General features: G+C 67.2%; 21 protein-coding genes. 2 read left to right on the top strand and 19 right to left on the bottom strand.

All coding sequences use genetic code 11. The annotated features are described in order from the left end of the window. Nucleotide 1: 1 nt before the first annotated feature. From rpsC to ACWC0C_RS31165, 12 genes are all read right to left on the bottom strand, one after another. Nucleotides 2-820: a 30S ribosomal protein S3 gene (rpsC, locus tag ACWC0C_RS31220; protein ID WP_055706471.1), complete on the bottom strand. Its 819-nt coding sequence runs from the start codon at nt 818-820 to the stop codon at nt 2-4. Continuing rightward, on the bottom strand, nt 820-1167 hold the full coding sequence (gene rplV, locus ACWC0C_RS31215) for a 50S ribosomal protein L22 (RefSeq protein WP_019329637.1): 348 nt from the start codon (nt 1165-1167) through the stop codon (nt 820-822). The genes rpsC and rplV overlap by 1 nt, the downstream gene beginning before the upstream one ends. 43 nt (nt 1168-1210) lie before the next feature. Next, entirely contained in the window at nt 1211-1492 is a 282-nt protein-coding gene (rpsS, locus tag ACWC0C_RS31210) for a 30S ribosomal protein S19 (RefSeq protein ID WP_023547380.1), read from the bottom strand. Between the two features lie 12 nt (nt 1493-1504). Next, a complete protein-coding gene (gene rplB, locus ACWC0C_RS31205) occupies nt 1505-2341 on the bottom strand; it encodes a 50S ribosomal protein L2 (RefSeq protein ID WP_018543909.1) in 837 nt (278 codons plus the stop codon). Nucleotides 2342-2381: 40 nt separating this feature from the next. Beyond that, on the bottom strand, nt 2382-2801 hold the full coding sequence (gene rplW, locus ACWC0C_RS31200; protein WP_449196274.1) for a 50S ribosomal protein L23: 420 nt from the start codon (nt 2799-2801) through the stop codon (nt 2382-2384). Next, nucleotides 2801-3454 carry a 50S ribosomal protein L4 gene (gene rplD / locus ACWC0C_RS31195; RefSeq protein ID WP_153539286.1) on the bottom strand — a complete coding sequence of 218 codons (654 nt, stop codon included), beginning with the start codon at nt 3452-3454 and terminating at the stop codon, nt 2801-2803. Before rplD ends, rplW begins: the two co-directional genes overlap by 1 nt. Nucleotides 3455-3462: 8 nt before the next feature. Further along, on the bottom strand, nt 3463-4107 hold the full coding sequence (gene rplC, locus ACWC0C_RS31190) for a 50S ribosomal protein L3 (RefSeq protein ID WP_014674369.1): 645 nt from the start codon (nt 4105-4107) through the stop codon (nt 3463-3465). Between the two features lie 16 nt (nt 4108-4123). After that, complete coding sequence (gene rpsJ / locus ACWC0C_RS31185) at nt 4124-4432, bottom strand: 30S ribosomal protein S10 (protein WP_003948644.1); 309 nt, start codon at nt 4430-4432, stop codon at nt 4124-4126. 469 nt (nt 4433-4901) lie between these two features. Continuing rightward, nucleotides 4902-6011 (bottom strand): hypothetical protein, encoded by a 1110-nt coding sequence (locus tag ACWC0C_RS31180; protein WP_450867400.1) that lies wholly within the window; start codon nt 6009-6011, stop codon nt 4902-4904. A 41-nt stretch (nt 6012-6052) separates the two neighbouring features. After that, nucleotides 6053-6292: a hypothetical protein gene (locus ACWC0C_RS31175; protein ID WP_450867398.1), complete on the bottom strand. Its 240-nt coding sequence runs from the start codon at nt 6290-6292 to the stop codon at nt 6053-6055. Then, entirely contained in the window at nt 6289-7275 is a 987-nt protein-coding gene (locus ACWC0C_RS31170; RefSeq protein WP_450867396.1) for a hypothetical protein, read from the bottom strand. The genes ACWC0C_RS31175 and ACWC0C_RS31170 overlap by 4 nt, the downstream gene beginning before the upstream one ends. A gap of 98 nt (nt 7276-7373) precedes the next feature. After that, complete coding sequence (locus tag ACWC0C_RS31165; protein ID WP_450867394.1) at nt 7374-7859, bottom strand: hypothetical protein; 486 nt, start codon at nt 7857-7859, stop codon at nt 7374-7376. A gap of 197 nt (nt 7860-8056) precedes the next feature. Between ACWC0C_RS31165 and ACWC0C_RS31160 the strand changes: the two genes are divergently transcribed. After that, nucleotides 8057-9292: an MFS transporter gene (locus ACWC0C_RS31160; RefSeq protein WP_450867392.1), complete on the top strand. Its 1236-nt coding sequence runs from the start codon at nt 8057-8059 to the stop codon at nt 9290-9292. On the opposite strand, the gene ACWC0C_RS31155 is transcribed toward ACWC0C_RS31160, so the two are convergent. Together ACWC0C_RS31155 and ACWC0C_RS31150 are read right to left on the bottom strand one after the other, a co-directional pair. Then, complete coding sequence (locus ACWC0C_RS31155; RefSeq protein ID WP_449196284.1) at nt 9270-9458, bottom strand: DUF397 domain-containing protein; 189 nt, start codon at nt 9456-9458, stop codon at nt 9270-9272. The two genes, ACWC0C_RS31160 and ACWC0C_RS31155, sit on opposite strands and share 23 nt — an antisense overlap. Beyond that, nucleotides 9455-10303 (bottom strand): helix-turn-helix domain-containing protein, encoded by an 849-nt coding sequence (locus ACWC0C_RS31150; RefSeq protein WP_449196285.1) that lies wholly within the window; start codon nt 10301-10303, stop codon nt 9455-9457. The genes ACWC0C_RS31155 and ACWC0C_RS31150 overlap by 4 nt, the downstream gene beginning before the upstream one ends. 137 nt (nt 10304-10440) lie before the next feature. On the opposite strand from ACWC0C_RS31150, the gene ACWC0C_RS31145 reads away from it, so the two are divergent. Next, entirely contained in the window at nt 10441-10860 is a 420-nt protein-coding gene (locus ACWC0C_RS31145) for an ATP-binding protein (protein WP_450867391.1), read from the top strand. Nucleotides 10861-10982: 122 nt separating this feature from the next. On the opposite strand, the gene ACWC0C_RS31140 is transcribed toward ACWC0C_RS31145, so the two are convergent. The 5 genes from ACWC0C_RS31140 to fusA form a co-directional block, all read right to left on the bottom strand. Continuing rightward, nucleotides 10983-11666, bottom strand: a complete 684-nt coding sequence (locus ACWC0C_RS31140; RefSeq protein WP_449196287.1) for a hypothetical protein — start codon at nt 11664-11666, stop codon at nt 10983-10985. Then, the gene (locus ACWC0C_RS31135; protein ID WP_450867389.1) at nt 11663-12112 is read right to left on the bottom strand and encodes a hypothetical protein; all 450 of its coding nucleotides are present in this window, start codon (nt 12110-12112) and stop codon (nt 11663-11665) included. Before ACWC0C_RS31135 ends, ACWC0C_RS31140 begins: the two co-directional genes overlap by 4 nt. Nucleotides 12113-12149: 37 nt before the next feature. Further along, the gene (locus ACWC0C_RS31130) at nt 12150-14576 is read right to left on the bottom strand and encodes a glycoside hydrolase domain-containing protein (protein WP_450867387.1); all 2427 of its coding nucleotides are present in this window, start codon (nt 14574-14576) and stop codon (nt 12150-12152) included. A 584-nt stretch (nt 14577-15160) separates the two neighbouring features. After that, nucleotides 15161-16354 carry an elongation factor Tu gene (gene tuf, locus ACWC0C_RS31125; protein WP_449196290.1) on the bottom strand — a complete coding sequence of 398 codons (1194 nt, stop codon included), beginning with the start codon at nt 16352-16354 and terminating at the stop codon, nt 15161-15163. Between the two features lie 156 nt (nt 16355-16510). Beyond that, nucleotides 16511-18637 carry an elongation factor G gene (gene fusA / locus ACWC0C_RS31120; protein ID WP_449196291.1) on the bottom strand — a complete coding sequence of 709 codons (2127 nt, stop codon included), beginning with the start codon at nt 18635-18637 and terminating at the stop codon, nt 16511-16513. Between the last annotated feature and the right edge of the window lie 5 nt (nt 18638-18642).

Below are 18642 nucleotides of genomic sequence, written 5' to 3'. Positions count from 1 at the left end.
GTCAGGCCTCCGTTCCGGTGCTCTCAGCCGGAGCGGCGGGGGCCTCGGCCTTGGGGGCCTCGGCGCCGGCAGCCTGCTGCGGCTTGCGACCGCGCCGCTCGCCACCGCGGCCACCACGGGCCGGGCGGTCGGCACCACCACGGGCCGGGCGGTTACCCGCACGGGCCGCAGCGTTCTCGGCGCGGACCTCGGCGATGTTCTTGACGTCGCCCTTGTAGATCCAGACCTTCACACCGATGCGGCCGAAGGTCGTCTTGGCCTCGAAGAAGCCGTAGTCCACGTTCGCGCGGAGCGTGTGCAGGGGCACACGGCCCTCGCGGTAGAACTCCGAGCGGGACATCTCGGCGCCACCGAGGCGGCCACCGCACTGGATCTTGATGCCCTTGGCGCCGGCCTTCATCGCCGACTGCATGCTCTTACGCATGGCGCGGCGGAAGGAGACGCGGGAGGAGAGCTGCTCGGCAACGGCCTGGGCAACCAGCTGAGCGTCGGTCTCGGGGTTCTTGACCTCGAGGATGTTCAGCTGGACCTGCTTGCCCGTGAGCTTCTCGAGGTCGCCGCGGATGCGGTCGGCCTCGGCGCCACGGCGGCCGATGACGATGCCCGGACGAGCGGTGTGGATGTCCACCCGCACGCGGTCACGGGTGCGCTCGATCTCAACCTTCGAGATACCGGCGCGCTCCATGCCGGACGTCATCATCCGACGGATGGCGACGTCTTCCTTGACGTAGTCCTTGTACAGCTTGTCGGCGTACCACCGGGACTTGAAGTCCGTGGTGACACCGAGCCGGAACCCATGCGGGTTAACCTTCTGGCCCATTACCGGGTTCCTTCCTTGCTGCTGACGACCACGGTGATGTGGCTGGTCCGCTTGCGGATCCGGTAGGCACGGCCCTGGGCACGCGGACGGAACCGCTTCAGGGTCGGGCCCTCGTCGACGTAGGCCTCGGAGATGTAGAGGCTGTCGGCGTCGGTGTGGTCGTAGTTGTGCGCGGCGTTGGCAATGGCGCTGTCGAGCACCTTGCCGACCGGCACGGAGGCTGCCTGCGGAGCGAATCGCAGAACAGCCTGGGCCTCCGTGGCGTCCATGCCACGGATGAGGTCCACCACGCGGCGGGCCTTCATGGGCGTGACGCGGATGTACCGCGCCTGGGCCCTGGCTTCCATGGTTGTCCCTTCAGTTACTTACGTGTCTGAATGCGATCCGCTACTAGCGGCGCTTCGACTTCCGGTCTTCCTTGACGTGACCCCGGAAGGTGCGGGTCGGCGAGAACTCGCCGAGCTTGTGGCCGACCATCGACTCGGTGACGAACACCGGGATGTGGGTCTTGCCGTTGTGCACCGCGAGCGTGTGGCCCAGCATGGCCGGGACGATCATCGAGCGGCGGGACCAGGTCTTGATGACGTTCTTGGTGCCGGCTTCGTTCTGGGCGTCCACCTTCTTGATCAGGTGGTCGTCGACGAAGGGCCCCTTCTTCAGGCTACGAGGCATCTCAACCCGTCCTTAGCGCTTCTTGTTCGTCTTGCGGCGGCGGACGATGTACTTGTTCGACGCCTTCTTGGGCGAACGAGTACGGCCTTCCTTCTTGCCCCACGGGGACACAGGGTGGCGACCACCGGAGGTCCGGCCCTCACCACCACCGTGCGGGTGGTCAACCGGGTTCATCACGACACCACGGACGGTCGGGCGAACGCCCAGCCACCGCTTACGGCCGGCCTTACCCCAGTTGATGTTGCTCTGCTCGGCGTTGCCGACCTCACCGACGGTGGCGCGGCAGCGGACGTCGACGAGACGGATCTCGCCGGACGGCATGCGCAGGTGGGCGTAGGCGCCCTCCTTCGCGAGCAGCTGCACGGAGGCACCGGCGGAGCGGGCGAACTTGGCACCGCCACCGGGACGGAGCTCGATCGCGTGGATCGTGGTACCGACCGGGATGTTGCGGAGGGCCAGGTTGTTGCCCGGCTTGATGTCGGCCCCGGGACCGTTCTCGACGCGGTCACCCTGCTGCAGGTTGCGCGGCGCGAGGATGTAGCGCTTCTCGCCGTCGGCGTAGTGCAGCAGCGCGATGCGCGCGGTGCGGTTGGGGTCGTACTCGATGTGCGCGACCTTCGCCGGCACGCCGTCCTTGTCGTGACGACGGAAGTCGATCACTCGGTAGGCGCGCTTGTGTCCGCCACCCTGGTGGCGAACGGTCACACGACCGGCGTTGTTACGGCCGCCCTTGCTGTGCAGGGGACGGACCAGCGACTTCTCCGGCGTGGACCGCGTGACCTCGACGAAGTCGGCGACGCTGGCGCCACGACGGCCCGGCGTAGTCGGCTTGTACTTGCGGATTCCCATTTCTCAGTCCTCGTCCGATATCGGACGATCCGGACCGCCCTTAGGCGGTCGGACCGCCGAAGATGTCGATACGGTCGCCCTCGGCGAGGGTCACGATCGCGCGCTTGGTGCCCGCGCGCTGGCCGAAGCCCGTGCGGGTCCGCTTGCGCTTGCCCTGGCGGTTGATCGTGTTGACCCCGGTGACCTTGACCGAGAAGACCGCCTGGACGGCCTGCTTGATCTGGGTCTTGTTGGCGTTCGGGTCGACGATGAACGTGTACTTGTTCTCGTCGAGGAGCGCGTAGCTCTTCTCGGAGACGACCGGCTTCAGCAGGACGTCACGGGGGTCCGTGTACGACTTGCTCAGCGGGGTCTCGACGGTGTTCTTGCCCTCGGTGGCGTGGCGCTTCGCCTTGGCGAGACGCGCGGCCTTGGCGGCCTTGGCGGCCTTCGAGGCAATGCTCGGGTGACGCGTAGCCATCAGGCCTCGCTCCCTTCGGTGTCAGCGGCCTTGGGGCCAGACACGAAGGACTCGAAAGCGGCCTGGGTGAAGACCACGTCGTCCGAGACGAGAACGTCGTACGTGTTCAGCTGGCCCGGCTCCAGGATGTGGACCTGGGGCAGGTTGCGGGCGGACAGCCACGCGGCCTCGTCGGCGCGGTCGACGACCAGGAGCAGGTTCTTGCGCTCCGAGATCTTGCCGAACAGCGACTTGGCGGCCTTGGTGCTGGGGGTCTCGCCCTCGACCACGCCGGAGACGACGTGGATGCGGTTGTGACGCGCCCGGTCGGTGAGGGCACCGCGCAGGGCGGCGGCCTTCATCTTCTTCGGGGTGCGCTGCGAGTAGTCACGCGGCTGCGGGCCGTGGACGACGCCACCGCCGGCGAACTGCGGCGCGCGGGTCGAACCCTGGCGGGCGCGACCGGTGCCCTTCTGGCGGTACGGCTTCTTGCCGCCACCACGGACCTCGCCACGGGTCTTCGTCTTGTGCGTGCCCTGACGGGCAGCGGCCAGCTGCGCGACGACGACCTGGTGGATCAGCGGGACGCTGACCTTGGCGTCGAAGATCTCCGCGGGGAGCTCGACGGAACCGGCCTTGTCGCCCGCCGGCGAAAGGATGTCAACAGTGCTCATCGGTTACCTCAGGCCCCCTTGGCCGCGGTGCGGACCAGGACGAGGCCGCCGTTCGGACCGGGAACCGCGCCCTTGATGAGCAGCAGACCCTTCTCCGCGTCAACGGCGTGGACGGTCAGGTTCTGGGTGGTGACCCGCTCGTTGCCCATGCGACCCGCCATGCGGAGGCCCTTGAACACACGGCCCGGGGTGGCGCAGCCACCGATGGAACCGGGGGAGCGGTGCTTGCGCTGGGTGCCGTGTCCGGCGCCGAGGCCACGGAAGTTGTGGCGCTTCATGACACCGGCGAAGCCCTTGCCCTTGCTCTTGCCGGTGACGTCGACCTTGACGCCCGCCTCGAAGACCTCGGCGGTGATCTCCTGACCGAGCGTGTACTCGGAGGCGTCAGCCGTACGGATCTCAACAAGGTGGCGACGGGGGGTGACGTCGGCCTTGGCGAAGTGGCCCTTGAGGGGCTTGTTCACCTTGCGCGGGTCGATCTCGCCGAAGGCGATCTGGACCGACTCGTAGCCGTCGACGTCGTTCGTACGAACCTGGGTGACGACGTTGGGGCCGGCCTTGACGACGGTGACCGGAACAACACGGTTGTTCTCGTCCCACACCTGCGTCATGCCGAGCTTCTCGCCCAGGATGCCCTTGATCTGCTTAGCCATTCTCAGCCCACCAGCCTCAGAGCTTGATCTCGATGTCGACACCGGCCGGGAGGTCGAGTCGCATCAGAGAGTCAACGGTCTTGGGGGTCGGGTCGAGAATGTCGATCAGGCGCTTGTGCGTGCGCATCTCGAAGTGCTCGCGCGAGTCCTTGTACTTGTGCGGCGACTTGATGACGCAGTACACGTTCTTCTCAGTGGGCAGCGGCACCGGGCCCGCGACCGACGCACCAGTGCGGGTCACCGTCTCGACGATCTTCTTCGCCGAGGAGTCGATGACCTCGTGGTCGTAGGCCTTGAGCCGGATGCGGATCTTCTGTCCCGCCATGGCTACTCAGTAGTCCTGTCTCTCTTACGCTCTGGAACCCGGCGGATTCCTTCTGCTGCCTTCGTTTCCTCCGACCCACGCGGTCGGGCGTGTCGCGCTCTCGCTGACATGAATGTCCCTTGTTCGAACATCCCTGCGGGAATGCGACGGCCCTTCCGGAACCGTGGACCGGGGACCTCAGGCCCACCGGGCGCCTGGCCGGTGCCGCGCTCACACTTCCCGGAAGATTCCCGTACGTCCGCCCCAGTGCTGCCATCAGGCAGTTAAGGCGACGAGTACTGTGGGACTCGCTTCCGGTCCTCCCGGCGGGAGGCGCGCAGCATCAACACTCGACCGAGCAACTCCGACAGTCTGCCATAGGGGGCGGGGGGTCCGCCAATCGGGGCGGAGAGAATACCCCTCGGGTGACGTAGGTCAAACCGGGGGTTCGAGGCAGCGGCCGTAGCGTTCCTGAGCGGGCTGCCTCAGGTCAGCCCGGGATCCGGATCTCCAGCGGGCCGCAGCCCAGCCGGCCGGCTTCCGCGGCCACGTAGGCGGGAAAGACCTGGGGGATGAACGTGTACCCGTGAGTACCGTCCTTCTGCTCGGCCATGAACACGACGGACTCATCGCGGCACTTTGCGTACACCACGGCGAGGGTAGGTGCATAGGCTCCGACCGTGCCGCGCCGGCCCGCCGCCCGGATCCCGGGTCCTGTGGACGACTCCAGGCCGGCGAAGGCTCCGCCGAGGCCGTCCCGCCGGATCGTCTCCAGTCGGTACTGAGGGTGATCGTTCTCTCCGGCGACGATGTCGCAGGTGCGGACGGGGCCGTCCGTACCCGACGTCATCCGCATATAGGGGCGCGACCCGACGTCCTTCGGCAGCCGTACTCCGGCGACACCGCAGATCCGGTGGTCCGCACCCACCGGCCGGGGAGCGGGCGCCTGGTCCGGCTCGCCAGGCTCGGGCAGCGAACCGGAGCAGCCCAGTTCCGCCATGCTGCCGTTCGCGACATGGACGGCGGTACGGGCGAGCGCCTTCCGCAGCGTGGTCTGGGTGTCCCCGGACCGGGGGTCCCAGAACCCGTCGTATCCCATGGCCACGTCGACGACGGCATAGCCCGAGAACGCCGAGGGATCGACGCAGCCGGTAGGGAACGCCACCCAGGCGCGCGTGTCCGAGGCCATACCCAGCAGCCCGTGCCCGAGCGGCGTGAGGCTTGCCGACAAGAACGCGTCGGACCAGGGAATGTTGTCCTGCCCCACCCCGCCGGTGAGCCGCTGCACATGGATGTCGAGCTGACGATCGCCGCTCGTGACACGGCACCTGCCGTCCAGTGAGCCGCGCCCCTCCGCCCCGTTCGGAGTCCATGCCGGTCGCACCTCGCTCGCCTCGGTGTCCCCGCCGCCGAAGAGCGCGTCCAGATCGCCGCTGGTCACGGAATCCCAGCAGGGCGAATCGGCGAACGGGAGCGTGTGCGTCCGCCAGGCGATGAGGCCCGCACCGAGGAGGGCGCCGCTGATCGCCAGGGCGAGCGAGCCCAGCAGGCGGCGACGGCTGCCTCGGCGGAGGCGGAAACGCCGGTCACGAAAGGTCACGGAGCGCTCCGGATCGTGCGTGGAACGAGTCGTTCATGCTCTCAGTGGTCGTAGTCGGCGAAGTAACTGACAACGATGAGCAGGCCGAGGACCCCCACGCCGAAGATGCCGAGGATCGTCCAGAGCCCCTTTCCGTCCATCGAGGAGCGCACCCCGCCGGCGAGCCCGCCGACGGACATGCACACGCCGAGGACGAGAGCCCGCGAACCCCGGGGCTTCAGCCAGTGCCGCAGGTCCGGGCGTCGGCGCCCGGGCGGGGGCGGGCCGGCGGAGTGTGTCATTGGTACCTCACCCTTCCCGGTTCCCCCGGGGCCTCGACATGAGTGTCGCCCGGCTTCTTGGGTGCCTCGGGCGTGTAGTAGAAGTCGACTCCGGTCGCGATCACAGCGACCGGGGCGCCGAATATCTTCTCTCCGAACTTGCCGATCGTGTTGATGAACGTGGGGCGGTGGTGTTTGCCGCGCACATCGCTCAGGAGCGCTCCCTTCGAGAGGTGCTTGCTGGCCTCGCCGCCCGCCGCAGAGGGGGTGCCGCCGATCAGGCCCTGTATCGCGCCGTTGATGTCTCCGTGCAGAAGCGCCTCGCCACCGTCCATCCAGGAGCGGTAGCTGAGGAACTCGGCAACGGGCTTGATGGTGCCGCTGCCCCATTTCGCGGGCGGCGTGTACTCCTCCGAATCCGTCTTGTTCTGCAGCTCCATACGGGCATCGGTTTTCGCATCCTTGAGGGAGCCGTAGTACGTGCTGCCGAACTCGTGCTTGTTCTTGGTGAGTTGCCGCAGGCCCCAAGAACAGGTCGAGTCGGCTTCCGCAGCCCGGCCGAGGATGGCATCGATGCGGCGCTGCAGCGCATCGAGGTCGCTCTGCGTCACCACGATCTCTGGATCCCCGTGCGACATGCGAGGGGGCTGTGGGCTGCGCGTCAGCGAGCCGTCGGCGTGGATCGTGATGCCCTCAGGCGGATTCTCACAGAGATTCTTCAGGTCGTCCCTGGCCGCCTTGATCTTGTCGTGCGCGGAACTCAGCAGGTTTCCCATGGACTCCGCTTCGGTGACGGCGTCGGTGAACTCGTCACACACCCGGACGACGAACGCCTTGGTGACGGTGGCGTTCTCGCCCTTCCATTCAGTGCCCTGGGCCAGGCTGCGCATGTCCCCGGCCTCTTTGGCGACTTTCTTCAGCAGGGTCGCCGTGGCGGCCCAGTCGTCGGCCGCCGACTGCAGCGACGAGAGATTGACGTGGAGAAGTTCTTCGAAGGTCGGCACCGGCCCCCCTGTCAGTCACGGCGTCATCGCCGTTGCCTTCTGGAGGGGTTCCCCGGTCCACTTCGGAGTCCCTCCATCCCGCACACACTGGCCAGCCGTCACATAACGGGGCCTTCCGCCTTCGGTACGTGGGGCACCTCGTCATCCGAGGTGGTGGGTGGCACGTCCAGGTACTCGGAGATCTTGGAGGCGCTGACCTGCGCGGCAATGAAATCGTCGTCCCGCCGGGAGGACTTCACCGAGTAGTCGAGGTGGTTGGAGATCTGAGCGCAGGCGTCGAGCAGCACCTGCAACTGTGATCGCCAGCCGGCATCGGCATCGGCCAGTGCGGCGCCCATATCGAACCCGTCGTTTCCCAGGCTCTTCGCAGCGGCCTCGGTGTGTGACTTGGCGTGACTGCCGGCACTCGACAGGTGCTGGTGCAGCAGGAAGGCGCTGTGCCCGATCTTCCCCATGTCGTCGTACTTGACGACCAGGTCCGCGCCACTCGGCGATGGCCCTCCCGGATCCACACCGTCCAGCCGCATCCGGGCCTTCGCCTTCAGTTCCGACCACTCCTGATCGAACGACGCGCTGTCGGACATGACCCCTCGTTCCCCGTGGTCTGACTGGCGTGACCGCGTCACGGTAGCAAACGACTGGGCGTCATAAGACAGTTGAGCAGCCTGCTTTGGCGTTTCCTTTACGGCGGGGCGCCGTCGGCCGATGGGCGGATTGGACCTCTCCCGACGGACAGTATTGGGTCTCGGGATCGGTCCAGGACCGGCCTAGCGTCCATGGCATGACGGTTCCCGCCCCGATCGAGAAGACCGACCCCGACCACTCGCCCGAGCCGACGCCCCGGGCCACGACACCTCCCCCACCCCACCCCCGCCTGATAGGCCTCCTGGCTACGGCCTGTGGTCTGATCGCCGCCTGTCTCTACTACTGCCAGCCCCTGCTCCCCCGGATCGCTGCCACGTACGCCGCCTCGCCGTCCGCGGCGGGAGCGCTGGTCACCACCACTCAGGCCGGTTACACCCTGGGCCTGCTGCTGATCGTGCCGCTCGGCGACATCGTGGCGCGGCGCCGCCTGGTCGGGGTCCTGCTCGGTGCGGCCGGCGCCGGAATGCTCCTGTCGGGAGCGGCGCCCTCGCTGTGGGTCCTGCTGGCCGGAGGCCTGGCCGTGGGCGCCGGGGCGGTCGTCGTACAGATCCTCATGCCGTACGCCGCCTCCGTCGTGCCCGTCGACCAGCGCGGCCGGGCGATGGGCACCCTGCTCACCGGCCTCCTGCTGGGCATCCTGTTGTCCCGTACGGCGGCCGGGCTGCTCGGTGGGGCACTCGGCTGGCGCGCGGTGTTCCTGGCCGCGGCCGGGACGCTGGCGGCCGTGGCCCTGCTCCTCGTGCGCGTACTGCCGTCGTCACCGCCGGACGTGTCGATGGGCTACGGCGCCCAGCTCGCCGCCACGCTCCGACTGGCCGCCGCCGAGCCGGTGCTACGCCGGCGCTCACTGATCGGCGCGTGCTGCTTCGCCGCGTTCAGCGCCTTCTGGGCGACCTCGGCGTTCCTGTTGGCCGGCCCGCACTACGGCTGGGGCGCGTCCGCGATCGGGCTCTTCGCGCTGGTCGGCGCGGCAGGGGCCATCGCGGCCAAGGCGGCGGGCCGACTCGCCGACCGGGGCCGACAGGACGTGGCCACCGGTGTGCTGCTTTCGCTGGGCGTGATCGCGTTCGCGGCGACGTGGCCGGGCGGACGCAGCCTGGCCTGGCTGGTGGCCGGGGTGCTGGTCATGGACGTGGCCGTCCACGGCGTCCACCTGCTCAACATGAGCGTGGTCTACGACCTCCCGGACCACCCCCGGTCCCGGATCGCGTCCGTCTACATGACGTCGTACTACCTCGGCGGCGCGGCGGGCTCCGCCCTCGGCGTCACCGCGTACCGGTTCGGCGGGTGGGGGGCGGTCCCGGCGACGGGGGCCGCGCTGCTGGGGCTGGGCCTGGTGGTGTGGGCCGTCAGCGTTCGGCGGCGTATGTGACGAAGGCGGTCCAGGTGGTGGGGGTGACGGCGAGCCGGGGGCCGTCGGTGTTCTTGGAGTCGCGGATGTGGATCGTGGTGGGGGTGGGGGCGACTTCGAGGCAGTCGCCGGGTTCTGCGCTGCTGCTGTAGCTGCTCTTGAACCAGTGGAGTTCCGCGGTGCTCATAGTCTCCCCAGCGCTCGCTCGATGAAGGCCTGCGACTCCCTCGGCGTGAGAGCCTGCGCCCGGATCATGCCATAGCGCAGCTCAAGGATCCGAAGATCCTTGGGACTTGAGACCGGGCGGCCGTTGAAGGCGCCGTCGGAACGTCCGATCGCCGTGCCGTCGGCGAACTTCAGCACCTCGACCAGGCCCGATGCCGCTCCAGCGTTCTCCTCCCGGTCAGTCGGCATGACCTGGAGCGTGACGTTCCTCAACTGCGCCACCTCCAAGAGGCGTTCCAGCTGTCGGCGCAGCACCATCTTCCCACCGTAGGGACGCTCGAGCGTCACCTGTTCCTGGACGAAACTGAGCGTCGGGGCCGGATCCCGCTCGAAGACGGCCTTTCGAGCCATGCGCGCGGCGGTCTCCCGCTCCACGACGTCTTCGGCAAGCGCGGGCTGCCTCATCTCGTACATCGCTCGCGCGTACTCCGGCGTCTGCAACAGGCCATGGATGTTGTGGTTGCTGTAGAGCAACATCTCCACCGCCCGCCCCTCCAACTCCGCCAGCTCCCGCACCTTCTTCGGATACCGAGCCTTCCGCATGTCCTCCATGAACGCCCTCAAATGCCCCTGCGCCTTCAGGATCTGGTCCGCCCTGTCCAGCGACTCCGGCCGGGGAATCCGCGCCCCGCGCTCGATCTTGCGGATCATGTCCTCGCCGTAGCCCAGAGCCTCCGCCAGCTCGGACACGCTCAGCCCCGCCGCCTCCCGGCAGACCTTGAGCAGGCGTCCCACCGCCTGCACCACCGGCTCGATCTCGTCGCCCGGCTCGACGTCCCAGCCCGCCTCGTCCACACCGTCGTTCATGGCCCCTCCTCCGACGCGCACTCGTACCCGTACAACGCCTGGGACAGCCGAGACAGCCGAGACAAAGCCGGGACAGTCACCGTACGTAAGGGCGTTGTCACTCCCCCACGGAAACACATCCGGCCACGCTGAGTGACGTGATTCAAGAAACCACCATCCCCAACTTCACGGTCCTCCTGTCCCCCACGCGTCGCGGCGCCCGCCTCGCCCGGCTGCTCGCCACCGAACAACTCCGCACCTGGGGACTGCCGTTGGAGGCGGCGCAGCACATCGTGGCCGAGCTGGCGGCCAACGCCGCGACCCACGGCCGGGTGTCCGGACGGAACTTCCGGCTCACGCTCTACGTCGTCGGCGACACACTTCGCATCGAGGTCACCGACACGCGCGGTGACCGCCTGCCCCGGATGCAACCCGCGGACGCCGAGGGCGAGTCGGGGCGCGGGCTGGTCCTTGTGGAGGCGTTGGCCGACCGCTGGGGCGTCTCGCCGGGCCGGACCCCGCGCAAGACCGTATGGGCCGAGATCACCGTCCGGCCCTCGGTCGAATCGGCCCGGTGAGGGGATCGAACCGGATGGCCGACCGGGTGACCGTGTCGGCGGGCCGGCCATAGGTGACCGGCCCACCGAACTCGCCGAGGAAGCGCAGCGCCGCCTCGTGCCGCTCAAGTCCTCACACGGGATCAGCTCGCCGTACGCCGCTCGAACGCGCGGGACACCGTGCGGCGCTTCGGGTCGAAGGCGTCCGTCGCGCCCGCGCCGTGGTTGCCGGGGCCCGTCTGCCAGCCCTGGATCTTGCGGGCCACGCCCTTCAGGCGGGGGTGGCCGGGGCGGACCGTGAGCTCGAAGTGGGACTCCTTCGGTGTCTTGAAGTCGCCGCCCCAGGCCACCGTGCCGTCGAGTTCGCTCAAGATGTCCCGGATGACCACCAGTTCGTTCGGGTAGAAGTTGCCCTTCGCCCCGGTCGGGTAGCACAGGGGGCGGATGGCGATGGCGCTGCCGGAGAGGTAGTTCGACTCGTATGGCTCTGTCACATCGCGGTGGGCGGTCCAGCCGTGCACGTCCCCCGCGCGCAGGGAGTCGATCTCGTAGTGGAAGCGGCGGGCCACGTGGAGGAGGACCACGGCCGCGTCCCCCTCCGCGAGTCTCACCTTCTGGCTGCTGCCCTCGATGAGCTGGCTGGGTGCCTTCGAGAGCACCGGCCAGCCGTTGCGGGACTTCTCTCCCTTCCACCCCCGGGGCTCGTTGCCGGTACCCGGGTCGGCCGCGGCTGTACCCGCCCCGCCGAAGTCGATGAGCGTCGCGGCGGCGGCAGCCGAGGACGTGGCGCCTATGAAGCGGCGGCGTGACAGACCAGTCAGGGTCACGACTGGTCCTCCTTTCTGAACAGGCTGATGACATATGTGGTGGCGAACCACAGAAGAACGGCGGCAGCGGCCGACGCGACGACGGCGCAGATCACGATGGTCGGATTGACCCACGCGGGCACCAGGTCGGCGTGCGGGTTGCACTTGTTGTGCAGCGGGAAGATCTTGCTGAATTCGGCGGCGTGGGACCTCTGGTATGCCTCGTCATAGCGTTCGTGGTGGACGAAGAGGCACGTCTTGCGGGTGTCGAGGCCGGTGGCGAACACTCCCCGGATCCACGTGGCGACGCCGACGAAGAGCGCGACGGAGCACAGGCGCGTCCACCACATGGGGCGCCGCCAGGCGCCGTCCCGCACGCCGGTGCCGATGCGGAAGACATTCCACGCGTTCCACACCAGCCATGCGATGAGTACGGCGACGACCGTGAGGAGTCCCAGTGCCTTCATGCCTTGCTCTCTGCTCCGTTTGCTGCCGGTTCGCGGTTCAGCGGGCGCGCGCCGCCTTCAGGTACCGCTCGTGGTTCTCCTTGTACACGGAGAACTTCTTCTTCTCCGTTCCCATGCGGGCGAGCAGCGCGTCGACGAAGCCCTGCTCGAAGTTGCTGAGCTTGTCGTAGCCGCCCGGCAGGTTCTGGTAGTCGGACGGGAGCACCGCCCCGGCGTAGCTGATGAGGTAGGCCTGGGCGACCGAGAGGGTGCCGTCGACCGCCGTGAGGGCGTTGTGGGCGCTGGTCTTGCAGTCCGTGGCGTTGCCCCAGCGCTGCGTGAAGTAGTCGTTGAAGCGGGTCAGGCCCCCGGCCTGGACTCCGTTGCTGCCGTTGTAGTGCGCCTTCACGGCGTCGACGATGTTCTTGCCGCCGCGCACCGCCCGCGCGAGCAGATAGCCGTCGGCGTCCTCGATGAGGTCGTCGAAGCCGAACGACGAGGCGACGCCGGGAACGGCGAGCTTGTCGTGGGCGAACTTCAGCGGGTCGGCGTACTGCTGCTCGGAGTTGCGCCAGTCGGTCCAGAACGTCATCAGGTCGCCGGCCCAGCCGCCGACGTCACCGCCGTTCGCGGACTTCTTGTTGCCCGGCTGGTCCGTCAGCAGGTGGGCGTTGGCCGTCGCCATCATGTGCTCGGGGCCGAGCTGGTAGCCGGTGAACGGGTCGGTGAAGGTCGTCTTGACGCTCATGCCGTGGCTGTCGCAGTAGTCGACGAACCCGGAGTCGTACGAGCCGATGAGGTACCACCAGCCGAGCTTGTTGGCCGTGTCCCTGTTGCCGTAGGCGGTGTGGCGGATGTACTCCATGACCAACTGGCTGCGCTTCTGCCCACTGGCGCCGTACGCGCCCGCCAGGTCGTACAGCTTCTGGATGTAGGCGATGAAGTCGTCCGCGGGGCCGCCCTTGTCGTTGACCGACGACACACCCCGGTCGATCCCGGAGACGACATCGCGGTCCAGGTCGAAGGAGTCGGAGCCGTCGGTGACCCGGAACTCCTTGATCTGGTTGAACGACCAGTTCCGCGGGATGGGGAAGCCGAGGTTCCCGGAGAAGCCCCAGGACATGCCGGAGACGAAGGAGAAGCGCGCGTACGTCTTGTCGCTGACGCGCGTGCACACGTTGCGCGAGCCGTACACACCGTGCGTGTACTTCTTCCCCTGGCTGGCCAAGGCCGCCTGCACACCCTGGAAGTACGGGACGACCGCGCTGTCGATCTCCTCGCCCGTCGCGTCGTAGTCGACGGCGAAGTAGATGGTGGTGCCCCGGTTGAAGCCGTGCTCGGACGCTTTCTTGTGCGCGTTGAGCCCGTGCTGGTAGCCGTTGGTGTACGTGAAGTCGGACAGCTTGCGGGCGTTGTCCTGGTAGATCGGGAACACCTTCAGGCCGGCGCCGAAGATGGTGTCGAGCTCGCCCGGCTTGATCTCCTTGTCGAGCGTCGACCCCGGCGGGTCGAAGATGTAGCGGCCGACGTACCGAAAGTTGTTGGCGTACAGCCACTTGGCGCGCGAGGCGGTGATCTCGAATCGGGTGTCCGAGGCGGTCGCGGGCCGGTCCGGGTCGCCCATCGACACGAGGAGCTGGGCCCAGGTCTCGTAGTCTCCCTGGCCGTTGACGGTCAGCCGGTTGAACTTCTGGAAGTCCGTGACCCAATGGGCGAGTCCCGAGTCGAAGCTGGACCCCCAGGTCATGGTGACCGGGTTGTCGTTGCTGTCGTACGTCGGCGAGTTGAACAGGCAGGCGGCGGAGAACAGTTGGACGAAGACGCCGGAGTCGCCCTGCGCGAGGGTGTGGGACTTCACGGCCGTCTGGGTGGCGGGGCCGAAGTTGCCGTTCGGGTCCGAGATGCCCATCTCGTACTGGAGGGCGATCATCAGCGACTTCTGGACGTCGCGCGAGTAGATGCCGTCGCAGGGGCCGATGCTGTAGGCGCTGCGGTTCCAGTAGCGGCCGTTGAGCCACTGCTGGATGGAGCGGATGCCGTCGGTGCCGCCGGCCACCACGACGTAGGCGTCCATGTTGAGGATGGCCTTGGCCAGCTTGGCGTTGATCACGCCGTCGCCGCCGATGCCCATGTTGTCGCGGAGCTTCTTGACGGCGTCGCGGGTGACGCCGGTGAACCAGCCCTCGCTGCCCGGCTCGACCGCCCAGTAGCCCTTGCACCACATGCCGAACTGGAGGATGGCGACGATGTTGCGGTTCTTGTCCCACTGGAAGCCGATGTCGCCGAGGGCGTCGAACTTGGCGTAGGTGCCGGGGCCGAACGATGCGACCGGGCTGAGGCCCAGCTCGTGCTGGAGGCCCATGATGAGGGAGTACACGGTCCCCCAGCCGGGGTGGCCGTCCTCCGGACAGGCGACGTAGCCCGCGACGCCGCGGTAGGTGGAGTTCACCCACTTCTGAGCCCTGAGAACTTGTTCGTCTGCCACGACTGGTTCCTCTCGTGCCGTATGAATACGTAGGCATTCGTGCGCTTTTGGGTGCGCGGATAAGGGGGTGTCGACGCGGGGTGTCGATAGGGGTGTCGCCGACGACGGCGAGCATCCTGACTTCAGAGCACCGGAAAACGCAGCCGAGCCATGCCGGGAACGGCATGGACGCACAGGTGGGTAAAGCCCGATGAATTCGAAATGCACGGCCCACGCGAGCGCGTGGCCGGGGAATCAATGCGCCGGCGACCGTAGGTCACGGCCGGAGCCGGAGGTCGCACTCAGCGCGCGGCGAGGTCAGCCGTCTTCGCAGCCATAGAGACAGGCGCGGCACAAACAGACACAAATCCCCCTGAAATATTCCGTGTCAACACAGGGTCTCCAGCCTTCGGGGGAGGTCAGGCCCCTACAAGTGAAGACGGCGGAACTTTAACACTCAATTCTTCACAGGCAACACCCAGGGGTGATGATCACAAGGGCGTGACATGCGCCACGAACGCAAAAGGGCATGCGAAAAGGCCCGCACGACCGAAGTCGTACGGGCCTTCTCTGAGGTCAGTCAGTGACCCTCAAGCAAGCGGAACTTACTTGGTGATCTTGGTGACCTGGCCGGCGCCCACGGTGCGGCCACCCTCACGGATGGCGAACTTCAGGCCCTCCTCCATGGCGACGGGCTGGATGAGCGCCACCGACATCTCGGTGTTGTCACCCGGCATGACCATCTCGGTGCCCTCGGGGAGGGTCACCACGCCGGTCACGTCCGTCGTACGGAAGTAGAACTGCGGGCGGTAGTTGTTGAAGAACGGCGTGTGGCGGCCACCCTCGTCCTTGGACAGGATGTAGGCCTGGGCCTCGAACTCCGTGTGCGGGGTGACCGAGCCCGGCTTGATGATGACCTGGCCGCGCTCGACGTCCTCGCGCTTGATGCCACGGAGCAGCAGACCGACGTTCTCACCGGCCTGGCCCTCGTCGAGCAGCTTGCGGAACATCTCGATGCCGGTGACCGTGGTGGTGGTCTTCTCGGTCTTGATGCCGATGATGTCGACGGTCTCGTTGACCTTCAGGACACCACGCTCGATACGGCCGGTGACGACCGTACCGCGACCGGTGATCGTGAAGACGTCCTCGATCGGCATGAGGAACGGCTTGTCGACGTCGCGCTCCGGCTGCGGGATGGCCTCGTCGACGGCGTTCATCAGGTTGAGGACGGAGTCCACCCACTCCTTCTCGCCCTCGAGGGCCTTGAGAGCGGAGACCTTGACGACCGGAACGTCGTCGCCCGGGAACTCGTACTCGGAGAGGAGCTCACGGACCTCGAGCTCGACGAGCTCCAGGATCTCCTCGTCGTCCACCATGTCGGCCTTGTTCAGGGCGACCACGATGTACGGAACGCCGACCTGGCGGGCCAGGAGCACGTGCTCCTTGGTCTGCGGCATCGGGCCGTCGGTGGCGGCGACCACCAGGATCGCGCCGTCCATCTGCGCGGCACCGGTGATCATGTTCTTGATGTAGTCCGCGTGACCCGGGCAGTCGACGTGGGCGTAGTGACGCGCCTCGGTCTGGTACTCGACGTGCGCGATGGAGATGGTGATACCGCGCTGACGCTCCTCAGGAGCCTTGTCGATGTTGTCGAACGGGGTGGCCTCGTTCAGGTCCGGGTACGCGTCGTGCAGCACCTTGGTAATGGCGGCCGTGAGGGTCGTCTTACCGTGGTCGATGTGACCGATGGTGCCGATGTTGACGTGCGGCTTAGTCCGCTCGAACTTCGCCTTCGCCACTGGGGTCCTCCTGTGGAGTGGTTCTGTACGCCTTACTTCATCGGCGCCAGGTGATCTTTGCTGTAAAGGCCCGGAACCGGGGGCAAACATCCGGGTTTACGGCTGTTTGCCCCTTGAGGCTCCGGAGTCAAGCCTACGGCGTGTGAACGCGGTGCGTTACTCGCCCTTGGCCTTCGCGATGATCTCCTCGGCGACGTTCCGCGGAACCTCGGCGTAGGAGTCGAACTGCATGGAGTAGCTCGCACGGCCGGACGTCTTGCTGCGCAGGTCGCCGACGTAACCGAACATCTCCGAGAGGGGCACGAGGCCCTTCACGACGCGGGCACCGGCCCGCTCCTCCATGGCCTGGATCTGGCCACGGCGGGAGTTGATGTCGCCGATGACCTCACCCATGTAGTCCTCGGGCGTGGTGACCTCGACGGCCATCATCGGCTCGAGCAGCACGGGCGAAGCCTTGCGCGCGGCCTCCTTGAAGGCCTGCGAGCCGGCGATCTTGAAGGCGAGCTCGGAGGAGTCGACCTCGTGGTAAGCACCGTCGTGCAGGATCACGCGGACACCGGTCATCTCGTAACCGGCGAGGATGCCGAACTGCATGGCCTCCTGCGCACCGGCGTCCACCGAAGGGATGTACTCCTTCGGGATACGACCACCAGTCACCTTGTTCACGAACTCGTACGAGGTGTCGCCACCCTCGAGCGGCTCGATGCCGATCTGCACCTTCGCGAACTGACCGGTACCACCGGTCTGCTTCTTGTGGGTGTAGTCGACGCGCTCGACGGCCTTGCGGATCGTCTCGCGGTACGCGACCTGCGGCTTGCCGACGTTGGCCTCGACCTTGAACTCACGGCGCATACGGTCGACCAGCACCTCGAGGTGCAGCTCGCCCATACCACCGATGATGGTCTGGCCGGTCTCCTCGTCCGAGTGAACCTGGAAGGACGGGTCCTCCTCGGCCAGGCGCTGGATCGCGACGCCCAGCTTCTCCTGGTCGCCCTTCGACTTGGGCTCGATGGCGACCTGGATGACCGGCGCCGGGAAGTCCATGGACTCCAGGATGACCGGGTTCTTGTCGTCGGACAGCGTCTCACCGGTGGTGGTCTGCTTCAGGCCCATGACGGCGACGATGTCGCCGGCGCCCACCGAGTCGATCTCCTCACGCTTGTTGGCGTGCATGCGGTAGATCTTGCCGATGCGCTCCTTCTTGCCCTTGACGGAGTTCAGCACCGAAGAGCCGGACTCCAGGCGGCCCGAGTAAACCCGGACGAAGGTGAGCTTGCCGAGGTGCGGGTCGCTCATGATCTTGAACGCCAGCGCGGACAGCGGCTCGTCGTCGGACGGCTTGCGCTTGACGACCGTCTCCGGGTCCTTGACGTCGTGGCCCTCGATGGCCTCGATGTCAACCGGGGAAGGCAGGTAGCGCACGACCGCGTCGAGCAGGGGCTGGACGCCCTTGTTCTTGAACGCGGTGCCGCAGAACACCGGGGTCACGGTGGTGCCGGTGCCCTTGCCGGACGCGATGGTGATACGACGGATCGCGGCGTACAGCTGCTCCTCGGTGGGCTCCTGGCCCTCCAGGTACAGCTCCATGATCTCTTCGTCGTTCTCGGCCACGGCCTCGACCAGCTTGCCGCGGTACTCCTCGGCAGCCTCGGTGTGGGTGTCCGGGATGTCGACGATGTCGTACATCTCGCCCTTGGTGGCCTCGGCGGACCACACGAGCGCCTTCATGCGGACCAGGTCCACGACGCCCTTGAAGTCGGCCTCGGCACCGATCGGGAGCTGCATGACGATCGGCTGAGCGCCCAGGCGGTCAGTGATCATGTCGACGCAGCGGTGGAACTCGGCACCGGTACGGTCGAGCTTGTTGACGAAGCAGATACGCGGAACGCCGTAGCGGTCCGCCTGACGCCACACGGTCTCGGACTGGGGCTCAACGCCGGCGACGCCGTCGAACACCGTCACGGCACCGTCGAGCACGCGCAGGGAACGCTCCACCTCGACGGTGAAGTCGACGTGGCCCGGCGTGTCGATGATGTTGATGGTGTGGTCGACGTCTTCCAGCGGCCAGTGACAGGTGGTGGCAGCAGAGGTGATCGTGATGCCACGCTCCTGCTCCTGCTCCATCCAGTCCATGGTGGCAGCGCCGTCGTGGACCTCACCGATCTTGTACGAAACGCCGGTGTAGAACAGGATCCGCTCGGTGGTGGTCGTCTTGCCCGCGTCGATGTGGGCCATGATGCCGATGTTGCGCACCTTGGCCAGGTCAAGCGAAGTGGTAGCCATAAGGC

The organism is Streptomyces sp. NPDC001709 (assembly GCF_053596375.1).
The sequence above is the reverse complement of the archived record's forward strand: the minus strand, read 5'-3'. Positions and strand labels throughout refer to the sequence as shown.

Bases quoted from the DNA above. Each gene is read 5' to 3' on its own strand.
- rpsC (WP_055706471.1), bottom strand. From the start codon at position 820: ATGGGCCAGAAGGTTAACCCGCATGGGTTCCGGCTCGGTGTCACCACG.
- rplV (WP_019329637.1), bottom strand. From the start codon at position 1,167: ATGGAAGCCAGGGCCCAGGCGCGGTACATCCGCGTCACGCCCATGAAG.
- rpsS (WP_023547380.1), bottom strand. From the start codon at position 1,492: ATGCCTCGTAGCCTGAAGAAGGGGCCCTTCGTCGACGACCACCTGATC.
- rplB (WP_018543909.1), bottom strand. From the start codon at position 2,341: ATGGGAATCCGCAAGTACAAGCCGACTACGCCGGGCCGTCGTGGCGCC.
- rplW (WP_449196274.1), bottom strand. From the start codon at position 2,801: ATGGCTACGCGTCACCCGAGCATTGCCTCGAAGGCCGCCAAGGCCGCC.
- rplD (WP_153539286.1), bottom strand. From the start codon at position 3,454: ATGAGCACTGTTGACATCCTTTCGCCGGCGGGCGACAAGGCCGGTTCC.
- rplC (WP_014674369.1), bottom strand. From the start codon at position 4,107: ATGGCTAAGCAGATCAAGGGCATCCTGGGCGAGAAGCTCGGCATGACG.
- rpsJ (WP_003948644.1), bottom strand. From the start codon at position 4,432: ATGGCGGGACAGAAGATCCGCATCCGGCTCAAGGCCTACGACCACGAG.
- ACWC0C_RS31175 (WP_450867398.1), bottom strand. From the start codon at position 6,292: ATGACACACTCCGCCGGCCCGCCCCCGCCCGGGCGCCGACGCCCGGAC.
- ACWC0C_RS31165 (WP_450867394.1), bottom strand. From the start codon at position 7,859: ATGTCCGACAGCGCGTCGTTCGATCAGGAGTGGTCGGAACTGAAGGCG.
- ACWC0C_RS31160 (WP_450867392.1), top strand. From the start codon at position 8,057: ATGACGGTTCCCGCCCCGATCGAGAAGACCGACCCCGACCACTCGCCC.
- ACWC0C_RS31155 (WP_449196284.1), bottom strand. From the start codon at position 9,458: ATGAGCACCGCGGAACTCCACTGGTTCAAGAGCAGCTACAGCAGCAGC.
- ACWC0C_RS31150 (WP_449196285.1), bottom strand. From the start codon at position 10,303: ATGAACGACGGTGTGGACGAGGCGGGCTGGGACGTCGAGCCGGGCGAC.
- ACWC0C_RS31135 (WP_450867389.1), bottom strand. From the start codon at position 12,112: ATGAAGGCACTGGGACTCCTCACGGTCGTCGCCGTACTCATCGCATGG.
- fusA (WP_449196291.1), bottom strand. From the start codon at position 18,637: ATGGCTACCACTTCGCTTGACCTGGCCAAGGTGCGCAACATCGGCATC.